Origin of the sequence: Bacillus sp. FSL L8-0152 (genome assembly GCF_038006365.1) — a bacterium.
Classification (GTDB): domain Bacteria; phylum Bacillota; class Bacilli; order Bacillales; family Bacillaceae_G; genus Bacillus_A; species Bacillus_A cereus.
This window is the reverse complement of sequence record NZ_JBBOVB010000001.1, coordinates 5,142,160-5,154,886: the sequence shown is the minus strand read 5'-3', so window position 1 is coordinate 5,154,886 and position 12,727 is coordinate 5,142,160. Positions and strand designations below refer to the sequence as shown.

The window sequence follows — 12,727 nt, the reverse complement described above, 5'->3', positions numbered from 1 at the left end:
AGAAAATAAAATGAAAAACTTACAAAGTAAAACAGTATTAAATAATGGTGTAGAAATGCCTTGGTTCGGTTTAGGTGTATTTAAAGTAGAAGAAGGACCAGAACTTGTAGAAGCTGTAAAATCAGCGATTAAAGCAGGATACCGCAGCATTGATACAGCTGCAATTTACGGAAATGAAAAAGCTGTAGGTGAAGGAATTCGCGCGGGTATAAAAGAAGCAGGCATTTCTCGTGAAGATTTATTCATTACTTCAAAAGTGTGGAATTCGGATCAAGGATATGAAACGACACTTGCTGCATATGAAGAAAGCTTAAAAAAATTAGAGCTGGATTATTTAGATTTATACCTTGTTCATTGGCCTGTAGAAGGGAAATATAAAGATACGTGGAGAGCGTTAGAAACACTTTATAAAGAAAAACGCGTACGTGCAATTGGGGTAAGTAATTTCCAAATTCATCACTTACAAGATGTAATGAAAGATGCAGAAATTAAACCAATGATTAACCAAGTAGAATACCACCCTCGTTTAACACAAAAAGAATTACAAGCTTTCTGTAAAGAACAAGGTATTCAAATGGAAGCATGGTCACCACTTATGCAAGGTCAATTATTAGATAATGAAACATTACAAGAAATTGCTGAGAAACACGGTAAAACAACAGCGCAAGTTATTTTACGTTGGGATCTTCAAAATGGAGTAATTACAATTCCAAAATCAACGAAAGAACACCGCATTATTGCAAATGCTGATGTATTTAACTTTGAATTAACAAAAGAAGACATGGAAAAAATCGATGCGTTAAACCAAAATCACCGCGTTGGTCCAGATCCTGATAACTTCGATTTCTAAGATTAAAGTAAGAAAGAAAAAAGAGTGCTTTTATGCGCTCTTTTTTTTGCATAAAAATATTTTCTAATTAAATACTACTTAGTATTAAGTTTGTTATTAAGGGGCTGTAAACATGAATATAAAGCAATCGTTCAAACTTTTAGCTATGTTTTTAAGTGTCTTATTTGTATTATTCCCACTTCAAAAAGCATTCGCAGAAGTTATGGATCATACAAAGTATGAAATGAATTGGAGTTATAGTAAGTCAAAGAAGAAACCAATTCGAACAGAGCTTATTAAAACCGCAGATGGCAAAATTGCTTTTTGCTTAAATGTAGATTTGAAATCTCCAAGCGGTCAAGATTTACCGGAAATGGGGAAAGTGGATATTAACGTATACCGTGTACTATTGAATGGATATCCACAAAAGAGTCCACAAGAATTAGGTGTTTCTGATTGGAGAGAAGCACATTACGCAACGCAGCTTGCAGTGTGGAATGCGTTAAAACAAATCGATATTAATGATTTAGATTTCCGCAATAAAAATGTAGAGAAAGTAACGAAAGACATCGTTGCAAAAGCAAGTGCTAGTGAAGAGTTACAAGAAATTACGATGAGTGTAACTCCTACAGAAGAACAAGAAGCAGTATTAAAAAATGATTTCTTTGAAACAGGTTTATATACAGTAGAAACAAATGCAAAAAGCGGAACGTATAAAGTGCAAGCAACAGGTGCACCAGCGGGCGTGAAATTTGCAAATGAAAAAGGCGAAACAAAAACAGAATTTAATGTAGGAGAAAAGTTCCGCATTTTAATTCCGAAACAAACACCAGCTGGTGGATTTAGCTTTAAAGTATCAGGAAATTTAACGAAATTACAAGGGATTGCGCATAAAGGTACACCGACTATTCAAAATGCAGTAGTATTACTTGAGCGTAGTGAAGAAAAAACAAGTCCAGAGTTAGCGGTAAGTTGGAAAAAGGCTGAGGCTCCAAATAAACCAAATAAGCCATATACTCCAAATGAACCGCATAAACCGAATCAATATAAAAGGTAAGGATGAAAGCATTGGTGTTAACCAATGCTTTTTATATATGAGTTTTAAAGTTATATAAAAATAATTATTTACTATATAAAACGCTGTTTTAATGATAGGAAAACTATTTAGAAATAATAAAATATAATAAAATCTAAACGTAACGATTAATAGATTAAATTCACAAAATTGTAACATTATTCTAATTGAAAAGTCTATCAAACAAAGTGTAAAGCGTGTACAATTCATTTGGAAAAACTACCTATAGATGGTCATATATGAAGAAAATGTAAGATGATATTGTTGTTTTTATTTTTAGATGTATAGATGACAAGACTAAAATATATCATTTACTATACCCTTTTTATGTAGAAAGAGAACTCATCACACGCGGAAAGAAGTGAGGAGGATACAGTACATCAAAATTTTATAATATAAGAAAGCGAATAAATAGGAAGAAATGCGGTAGCGATTGATATAGGTGCGCGAAGTGTTAGCCTATTCATTACATGTTTTTATAAAAATAATAGGATTTCTTATTAAATGAATATATAGGGTAGTTTCTTTAAATAAAGGAACAGGGGACACAGATTATGTCGAAGAAAAAGACGAGTAGGATATTAGTAGCTGGTGCTTGTTTAGTTACGTTATTAACGCCATATGGACTTGAAGTACCTAAGGTGTATGCAGAGATGACGATGGAAGATAAGGAGAAAGAGCAAGAAGAGCGAGTGTATCAATTGCTGCCAAAAGGTAATGTAGAAGAGATGCGTGAGTTGCATCAGCGTCGAATGAGTTTTTCTCCTTATGAACCAACGGGCATTTATGTAAAGCCGGGTGAAGAAGTAGTTATTCAAGTAGAAGGGACTCAACAGATTAAAGCTTATATTGGTACATATTCTTATGAAAAAGAAGAACCTAAACAATTCAATTTAAATCCTGGTGAGAATAAAATTTCTTCTTCAAATGGGGGACTATTATACTTTTATAATTATCACAACACAGGAGAAGTAGTCGCTAAAGTGAAAAAAGGTGGTACAACAAATCCTTTATTTATTTTAGGAAAGCATACGACAAAAGATTGGAAACGTATGTTGGCAGAGAATCCTGATCCATATGCAATAGAAATGAAGGGAGAAAATAGTTTATTAACTATGCATCCTGAGACTGTAGCGGAGCATTTAAAACAAGAAGATCCAGCTGCGTTATTAAAGAAACACGATGAAATAATTAATATAGAACATAAGATATCAGGTTTATCAAAAGGTGGTGTGGGTGTTGCGAATCAAGGTAAACATTCCATTCATTTTGTTGAAGACTGGTATACGGACAATTATATGTATGCGACTTATTATCGAACAGCTTATAGTAAAGGGAATTTAGGGCCAGTACTAAATCTAGAAGAGTTAACTAATGATGGATGGGGGCCTTGGCATGAAGTGGGACATCAACATCAACAGAATACTTGGTTATGGGATGGACTTGGAGAAGTAACCGTTAATATTTATTCTTTGGCAGTTCAAACTACATTCGGGCATAAAACAAGGTTAGAGCAAGAGGGGCGCTATGAAGGTGCATTTGCTTATTTAGGTAAACCAGATGCACAAGAAAAGATGGATGTATTTGAGAAATTAGTTATGTTTTGGCAGTTACATTTAGCTTATGGGGAACAATTCTATCCGAATTTACATCAAATGTATCGTTTGTTACATGACACAGAACTGCCTAAATCTGATGAAGAGAAAAAGCAGATGTTTATTTATATGACGTCAAAAGTGGCAGGACAAAATTTAATTCCTTTCTTTGATAAATGGGGATTATTTGCAAATGATGCTACGAGAGAAAAGATTGAAAAATTAAATTTACCAAAATTAGAAAAAGAAATATGGTTATCTACAGATAGCAATCCAATTCGTGAAAAACAAACTGAGTTATATGAAGTTCCATATGGCGAGCCAAATAATGAAAAAATACAAAATGTAGTAATCGGTACTACACATGATGAGAAAAAAGCAAAGGAACTTGTACAGAATTTAGGAGAAGGTGTAAAGACAACAGGTGTGATTATGCAAGATAAGCCTGAAGTTGGAGAAAAAACTGTAAAAGTAGAAATTGTAGATGGAAAAGGAAATAAGAATTTCATTCCAGTTGTAGTGAATGTTGGATATGGGGATAGCCTACTTGTATATGGATTGAAATATACCGGGGAGGGAGACTTGAAGTCAACCGTAACTCTACACCATGGTACAAAAAAATTTAGTGCAACAGATACAAAAAATTTAATTCACGATTATTTTCAAGATGAGAAGTATTTTGAATTTACACTGTACGATAAAGAGGGAAAAAAGAAGAAAAATATAGCGGTAAAAGGGTTGGAGAATACAGAAGCTTTTGCCAAGGAAGTAAATGGATTAGCATTTGAATATGGAGATGTGGTGAAAGTATATCATGCAGAATCTTCACGCTTACATTGGTATCAAAAGGGTTTATATGTGGGAGAAGGCAAAAATAAAGAAATAAAAGAATTATTCTTCAAAATTACTGAAAATGGATTTGAGAGATTAAAAACATTGCAAGAAGTAACAGCAAAGCCACAAACAGTAGTAGTCGGAACAGAAGTAGAAAAGCTAGAAGCGAAAAACTTTGTTGAAGTGAAAGACGGAGAGGTAATTGGCTTTGTAGAAAAGCCAACTACAACGAAAATCGGAAAACAAACAGCCAAAGTAGAAACGAAAGATCGTTTTGGAAATAACCAAGTAACAGAAGTACCATTAGAAGTGGTTTATGGAGATAGCATTGCATATGCAGGATATAACAATGATATTGCTTCAGTGGTAACGTTAAAGCATGATGAGAAGAAATTCCATGTGACTGATATGAATAGCCAGATTCATAAGTATTTTAATAAAGAGCTATACATGGGAATCACGTTATATGATGGAGAAGGAAAAGAGAAAAAACGTGTAACAGCAGAAGGACAAGAAACTTCAAAAAACTTTGCAGAACAAGTGAATGGTACGCAGTTTGAGTATGGAGATGTAGTGAAAGTATTCCATGCAGAACCAGATCGTTTGAAATGGTATCAAAATAATACTCTTACTGGTCAAGGTAAGAAAAAAGGAACAAAAGAACTATTCTTCAAAGTGACAGAAAAAGGTTTCGAGAAAATGGATATGTTGCAAGAAGTAACAGCAGTACCACAAAAAGTAGTTATTGGAACTGACGTTAAAAAATTAGAAGCAAAAGATTTTGTTCAAGTGAAAGATGGAGAAGTAATTGGATTTGTAGAAAAACCAATTACGACAAAAATCGGTGAACAAAAAGTAAAAGTGGAAACGAAAGATCGCTTTGGTAATAAAAAGGTGACAGAAGTTCTATTAGAAGTGATTTACGGTGATAGTATTATGTTCTTCGGTACAAGTTATGGAGGAACAAATATTAAATCGGTTGTCACGTTAAATCATGAAGAAAAGAAATTCAGTACAACAGATTCAGAAGGTCCAATGCATACTTCATTTGCAGATGAGAAGTATATGGCGATGACTGTATACGATAAAGATGGAAAAGAGAAGAAAACTCTATCAGTAAAAGCATCTGAAAATACAAAAGGATTTGCGGAACAATTCAACGAAATGACGTTTGAATATGGAGATATAGTAAAAGTATATCAAAAAGAGTTTGATAGATTTAAAGTATATAAAAAGAATGAACTAGTGGATACACAGTATGGTGTTCATGAAGTGATCTTTAAAGTGACAGAGCAAGGTTTCGAGAGAATGGAAGCTCAACAAGAAGTAACGGTAGTACCGCAAAAAGTAGTAATTGGGACAGAAGTTGAAAAATTAAATGCAAAAGATTTTGTTCAAGTAAAAGGTGGAGAAGTAATTGGATTTGTAGAAAAACCAATTACGACAAAAATCGGTGAACAAAAAGTAAAAGTGGAAACGAAAGATCGCTTTGGAAATAAGCAAGTGACGGAAGTTCTCCTGGAAGTAATATATGGAGATAGCTTACTTGTATATGGGTTAAGCTATGGTGGTGACGATATGAAATCAATTGTAACGTTACATCATGATGCGAAAAAAATGAGTGCGACGGATACGAGTAATTTGATTCATGATTATTTTGGAGATGAGAAGTATTTTGCATTCACTCTGTACAACAGAGAGGGAAAAGAGAAGAAAAATATAGAGATAAAAGGGCTGGAGAGTACAGAAGCTTTTGCTAAGGAAATAAACGGACTAGCGTTTGAATATGGAGATGTGGTGAAAGTGTATCATGCTGAATCTTCACGCTTACACTGGTACAAAAAAGGTGTATATGCGGGAGAAGGAAAGAATAAAGAGATAAAGGAACTAGTCTTCAAAATTACTGAAAACGGCTTTGAAAGAATGGAAGCTAAGCAAGAAGTAACAACTGTACCGCAAAAAGTAGTAATCGGAACAAACGCTGATAAATTAGATGCAAAAAACTTTGTTCAAGTAAAAGATGGAGAAGTAATTGGTTTTGTAGAAAAACTGGATACAACAAAAATTGGTGAACAAAAAGCAAAAGTAGAAACGAAAGATAGCTTTGGGAATAAGAAAGTGACAGAAGTATCTGTGGAAGTTACATATGGAGATAGCATAGTATATCAAGGTGTTTCGAATGTAACACGTTCAATTGTTACGTTAAACCACGCTGAAAAGAAATTACATGCAACATTTACAAATGAGGAGATTCATTATCGCTTTGTAAATGAGCAGTATATAGGCCTTACGATTTATGATCAAAATGGAAATGAGAAAAAGCATGTAACGGCAGAAGGACAAGAGACTTCAAAGAATTTTGCTGGGCAATTAAATGGAACGGCATTTGAGTATGGAGATGTGTTGAAAGTATATCATGCGGAACCGAGTCGTTTGAATTGGTACAAAAAGAATGAGTTAGTTAAAAAAGAGGATGCGATGAAGGGGCAAGAAATATCCTTTAAGATTACTCAAAATGGATTAGAGCAAGTGCAATAATAAGAAAAAGCTCGTAAAACATAATGTTTTACGAGCTTTTTTTATTATTCAGCTTCAGAAACTACTGTGAAGCGTTCGTTTACGTGTTTTGGGTTTTCGATTTCATCAAGTGCTGCAACTGCGAAGTCTTCGTAACTTACGTAGCTATCACCTTTTGAGTTAACAAGAAGATTGTCTTTGCCAGCTTTGTAAGAACCAGTGCGTTTTCCTAATGCGAATAGTGCAGAAGGGCTGATGAATGTCCAAGTGATATCATTTGTTTGTTGCAAGATTTCTAAGTTTTTACCTTGGTTTTGAGCTGTTGCAAGGTATTCGCCCGGGAAACCTGGTGTATCAAATACACGTGTTGTTTTTTCTTCGTCTACAAATAAGCTTCCTGCTCCGCCAACTACAAGTAATTTTGTATTTGGTGCACCTTTCACAGCTTCAATAAGTACGTTTCCTGCATCTACGTGAAGGTGTTCTTGTCCTGCTGGAGCACCGAATGCATTTACAACTACATCGAATGCTTGCAAGTCGTTAGATGTAAGAGAAAATACATCTTTCTCTAAAACTTTTACGTTTTCTTCTGTAATTTTTGCAGCATTTCTTACGATTGCAGTTACTTCATGTCCGCGATCTAATGCTTCTTTTAAAATACGACTTCCAGCTTTACCAGTTGCTCCGATAATTCCGATTTTCATAATAAATCCCTCCAAAGTGTTTTGTTAAAGTGTATATCTGAAAATGAATGAATGTATTGTAATTAGGTTTGTTACAACCTGATGTAACCATTATAGTTACAGGTTGGTGTTTTTGTCAATGGGGTAGTTTGTAGATTTATTTTTTGTTTTAGTATGCACAGTTAGAGGGAGGAGAGTCATAAAGATATTGTTACTTCGCGCTTGGCTAATATTTGGAAATTGCAAATTGTCGAAAAATGTTGATTTTTGAATGTTTTTTAAATATAATTCGTTTTATGGAGAAAAGGAGGGGTTAATTGTATGAATATTTTGGAACAATTCGTTTCATCAACGAATACGATTCTTTGGTCATATATTCTTATTGCAATGTTAATTGGTTTAGGGCTTTATTTTTCTATTAAATTAAAATTCGTACAACTTACTCATTTAGGGGAAATGATTCGTTTAATGAGTGATGGACTAACTGGCAAGACACGTAAAAAGGGCAGCGTATCATCGTTCCAAGCATTTTGTATGAGTTCTGCAGCTCGTATTGGTATCGGGAACTTAGCTGGTGTAGCGTTAGCTATTTCTATGGGAGGACCTGGAGCTGTATTTTGGATGTGGGTTATTGCGATTATCGGTGCGTCTTCAAGTTTCGTAGAAAGTACGCTTGCGCAAATTTATAAAATAAAAGATGGCAGTGGCTTCCGCGGTGGTCCTGCTTATTATATGGAAAAAGGTTTAAATAAACGTTGGATGGGGATTTGGTTCTCTGTTCTGATTACAATTAGTTACGGTTTAATTTTCAACTCAGTACAAGCAAATACAGTAACATTAGCGTTTGAAAATGCATTTGGCTTAGAGCGTTATATTGTTGGTATTGTATTAGCTGCATTAGTTGGGGTTATTATTTTTGGTGGTGTAAAAAGTATTGCACGTATGTCGGAAATGATTGTTCCGCCAATGGCGCTTATTTATATTGCAGTAGCTATTTTTGTTGTCATTAAAAACTTCTATTTAATACCAGATGTGTTTACGGAAATCTTTAAAGGTGCATTCGGTTTAGATTCAGCTGTAGGTGGCGGTATCGGTGCTGCGATGAAATATGGTATTCAGCGCGGATTATTTGCGAACGAAGCAGGTATGGGTAGTGCGCCGAACGCGGCGGCAACAGCTGATGTAACGCATCCAGCGAAACAAGGTTTTATTCAAACAATTGGAGTATTAGTAGATACATTCTTAGTATGTACATCAACAGCGTTTATCGTACTATGTTCTGGTGCATATAAAGCAACAAATTTAGAAGGTATTGAATTAACACAAAATGCATTAAGTTCACAAATTGGCCCATGGGCGAGCAGTTTCTTAGCGATTATTATTTTCTTATTTGCATTTAGTTCACTTCTAGGAAACTACTATTATGGTGAAACAAATATTGAATTTATTAAGCAAAGCAAAACGTGGTTAACAATTTACCGTATTGCGGTAGTTGGAATGGTATTATTCGGTTCTGTTGCGACGCTTCAAGTTGTATGGAATATGGCAGACTTATTTATGGGTCTAATGGTAATCACGAACTTAATTGCAATTACACTTCTTGGCCGATTTGCGTATGCAGCATTAGCAGACTATGTAAGGCAAAAGAAACAAGGGAAAGATCCAGTCTTCAGTGCAGATTCTATTCCTGGTTTAACGAATACAGAGTGTTGGGATAAGTCAGCGGTAACAGATAAAGAAAAAGCAGTGTAATTGAAAAGGTGAGCATCGGGGCAAATTCGATGCTCGCCTTTTTTGTTGTAGTAAATGATGAAAAGGGTGAGGGGTAATTATTAATATAACTTTTTTTGTTTGTTTCTCTCTCTCGTTATTATGGGGAACGTACTGCTTTAAAAGTATGACTGGTCGAAGAGGATAAGTGATTGAGTATTGGATAAATGTATGTAATAGCTATATTTTTATGAAAAAAAACACGTATGTTAAGATAATTAACATACTCATGTCATAAAACCTTACATAAAGTTCTTGATTACTTAAAGTTTTTAGAATATAATTTTCTTATTGTTAGGAAGAGGGGGCAATACAAATATGGATTTTTTAGCTAGGGTAATTGGGGATGTAAATAATATCCTTTGGTCATATATCATTATTGCGATGTTAATTGGGTTAGGGCTCTATTTTTCATTTCGTGTGAAATTTGTCCAAGTTCGTTACTTCGGTGAAATGATTCGTTTGCTTGGGGATGGAGCAAGCTCGAAAACGAGGAAAGCGCAAAAAGAGAAGAGCGGCGTATCATCATTCCAAGCGTTTTGTATGAGTACAGCTTCTCGTGTAGGTACTGGTAACTTAGCTGGTGTAGCTATTGCGATCTCAGCAGGTGGTCCAGGAGCAGTATTTTGGATGTGGTTAATTGCGGTAATTGGGGGTGCTTCTGCATTTGTAGAGAGCACATTAGCGCAAATTTATAAAGTAAAAGATGGGAATGCATTCCGTGGGGGCCCAGCGTATTATATGGAAAAGGGTTTAAATAAACGCTGGTTAGGTGTTGTGTTCTCTGTTCTAATAACAGTAAGTTTCGGATTGATTTTTAACGCTGTACAGTCTAATACTGTAGCAGCTGCTTTTGATGGTGCATTTAAAACAGATAGCAGATTGGTAGGTCTTGTTATGGCTGGTTTACTTGCAGTTATTATTTTCGGTGGGGTAAAACGAATTGCTCGCGCGGTTGAAATGATTGTTCCAGTAATGGCAATTATTTATGTAGCAGTGGCTTTATTCGTTGTTGTAACAAACATTACGGCAATTCCATATGTATTTAAAGAAATTTTCTTACATGCTTTCGGAATTAAAGAAGTAGTAGGCGGAGGATTAGGAGCTGCGATTTTATTAGGGGTAAAACGTGGATTATTCTCAAATGAAGCAGGTATGGGTAGTGCGCCAAACGCAGCAGCGACTGCAAACGTAACGCACCCAGTTAAACAAGGTTTCATTCAAACTTTAGGGGTATTTACAGATACATTATTAATTTGTAGTTGTACAGCATTTATCATTCTTTTATCAGACGTGCATAATGCAGCTGATTTAAATGGAATTCAATTAACGCAGCAGGCGTTAAGTCAACATATCGGTCCATGGGCTTCTATATTTGTAGCAGTTGCAATCTTCTTGTTTGCATTCAGTTCATTAGTAGGTAACTACTACTATGGTGAAACAAATATTGAATTCTTAAATGGAAGTAAAGTGCTATTAAATGCATACCGTATTGCTGTACTTGGTATGGTTATGCTAGGATCTGTAGCGACAATTCAAATCGTTTGGGATTTAGCAGATTTATTCATGGGTATTATGGCTGTTATTAACTTAGTAGCAATTGTATTCCTTTCAAAGTACGCTTTCGCAGCGTTATCAGATTATATTAAGCAAAAGAAACAAGGGAAAGATCCAGTCTTTTATGCGGAGTCTATTCCAGGTTTGGACAATACAGAGTGTTGGGATAAGCCAGCGGTAGCTGATAAAGAAAAAGCAGTATAATGAGGTGAGCATCAAGTGAAACTTGATGCTCATTTTTTGTTGGTTCAGCTATTTGTGTGAAGTGAAACTCCTGCTCATTAAAGTTTCGCTTTATAATGAAAAAGACGAACATTCATGAATGTTTCATAATAAAATGTATTTTTTTAAGAAAAGTGCGGATATGAGTTGTGATTTATGTTAGAATGGAAAATGCCTTTGAAATAAGAGGTTTTATGATCTTTCCTATCCGATTGAAGACTTTGGAGGAGAAATGGAAAGTTCGGATTATTTCTTGTTTTGAATGGTCAGACGTTCAACGTTAATGAAGAGTTAAATGGAGGATTTTATTAATGAAGTTTGTTATGTTCCTTGTAGGATTACTCGTTGTATTTGTACTCGGTTTTCTTATAAGTGCCGATCGAAAGAAGATTAAGTATAAACCAATCGCAATTATGCTTATTATTCAGCTAGCATTATCTTATTTCTTATTAAATACGCAAGTTGGTTATATTTTAGTAAAAGGAATTTCAGATGGATTTGGCGCACTTCTTGGATATGCGGAAGCTGGAATCGTTTTCGTATTTGGTGGTCTTGTTAATAAAGGAGAGGTTTCATTCTTCTTAACAGCGTTATTACCAATCGTATTCTTTGCGGTTTTAATCGGAATTCTGCAACACTTTAAAATTTTACCGATATTTATTCGTGCTATTGGTACGTTGTTAAGTAAAGTAAATGGTCTAGGAAAACTAGAATCATATAACGCAGTAGCAGCTGCCATTGTTGGACAAGCAGAAGTATTTATTACAGTAAAAGATCAATTAAGTAAAATCCCAAAACATCGTTTATATACATTATGTGCATCTTCTATGTCGACAGTGTCGATGTCAATCGTTGGTTCTTATATGAAAATGATCGAACCGAAATATGTAGTAACAGCACTTGTATTAAATTTATTTAGTGGTTTCATTATCATTCATATTATTAACCCGTACGATATTACAGAAGAAGAAGATACACTGAAATTAGAAAATAAGAAAAAACAATCATTCTTTGAAATGCTGAGCGAGTACATTATGCTTGGTTTCACGATTGCGATTACAGTAGCAGCTATGTTACTCGGTTTCGTAGCATTAATTACAGCAATCAATAGCTTGTTTGATACAATGTTCGGTATTACATTCCAAGCTATTTTAGGATATATTTTCTCACCATTAGCATTCGTAATGGGCATCCCGCAAGCAGAAATGGTAACAGCGGGACAAATTATGGCAACAAAATTAGTATCAAACGAGTTTGTTGCGATGCTTGACCTTGGAAAAGTAGCTGGTGATTTATCGGCTCGTACGGTTGGTATTCTTTCTGTATTCCTTGTATCATTTGCGAACTTCTCATCTATCGGAATTATCGCAGGTGCAACGAAAGGTATCGATGAAAATCAATCAAATGTTGTATCATCATTCGGTTTACGCCTTGTGTACGGTGCGACGTTAGTAAGTATTCTATCAGCGATTATCGTTGGTGTTATGTTATAAAAAAAGGATGGCTCTAGCTCATAGCTAGGGCTATTTTTTTTATGGTAAATTTGCATGAAAAAACCAATTAATTAGGAATATATTAACATATAAAAATCTTTTAAAATTTATATTGCATTTCACCTAGATAACGCTTACAATTTGATTTGTAG

General features: G+C 34.8%; 7 protein-coding genes. 6 read left to right on the top strand and 1 reads right to left on the bottom strand.

All coding sequences use genetic code 11. The features are described 5' to 3' along the window. The first annotated feature begins 10 nt into the window (after window positions 1–10). The 3 genes from MHH27_RS26265 (at window position 11) to MHH27_RS26255 (ending at window position 6,871) form a co-directional block, all read left to right on the top strand. Complete coding sequence (locus MHH27_RS26265) at window positions 11–850, top strand: aldo/keto reductase (protein ID WP_340944586.1); 840 nt, start codon at window positions 11–13, stop codon at window positions 848–850. 112 nt (window positions 851–962) lie between these two features. After that, window positions 963–1,886 carry a thioester domain-containing protein gene (locus MHH27_RS26260; RefSeq protein WP_340944584.1) on the top strand — a complete coding sequence of 308 codons (924 nt, stop codon included), beginning with the start codon at window positions 963–965 and terminating at the stop codon, window positions 1,884–1,886. 572 nt (window positions 1,887–2,458) lie between these two features. Next, entirely contained in the window at window positions 2,459–6,871 is a 4,413-nt protein-coding gene (locus MHH27_RS26255; protein ID WP_340944582.1) for a putative mucin/carbohydrate-binding domain-containing protein, read from the top strand. 44 nt (window positions 6,872–6,915) lie between these two features. Here MHH27_RS26255 and MHH27_RS26250 read toward each other — a convergent pair whose 3' ends face one another. Next, window positions 6,916–7,554: an NAD(P)-dependent oxidoreductase gene (locus tag MHH27_RS26250; protein ID WP_000689910.1), complete on the bottom strand. Its 639-nt coding sequence runs from the start codon at window positions 7,552–7,554 to the stop codon at window positions 6,916–6,918. 300 nt (window positions 7,555–7,854) lie between these two features. Between MHH27_RS26250 and MHH27_RS26245 the strand changes: the two genes are divergently transcribed. From MHH27_RS26245 to MHH27_RS26235, 3 genes are all read left to right on the top strand, one after another. After that, on the top strand, window positions 7,855–9,285 hold the full coding sequence (locus MHH27_RS26245) for an alanine/glycine:cation symporter family protein (RefSeq protein ID WP_001022954.1): 1,431 nt from the start codon (window positions 7,855–7,857) through the stop codon (window positions 9,283–9,285). A gap of 336 nt (window positions 9,286–9,621) precedes the next feature. After that, window positions 9,622–11,064 carry an alanine/glycine:cation symporter family protein gene (locus MHH27_RS26240; protein WP_098235666.1) on the top strand — a complete coding sequence of 481 codons (1,443 nt, stop codon included), beginning with the start codon at window positions 9,622–9,624 and terminating at the stop codon, window positions 11,062–11,064. A 329-nt stretch (window positions 11,065–11,393) separates the two neighbouring features. Next, the gene (locus MHH27_RS26235) at window positions 11,394–12,575 is read left to right on the top strand and encodes a NupC/NupG family nucleoside CNT transporter (protein ID WP_000673841.1); all 1,182 of its coding nucleotides are present in this window, start codon (window positions 11,394–11,396) and stop codon (window positions 12,573–12,575) included. The last annotated feature ends 152 nt before the right edge of the window (window positions 12,576–12,727 follow it).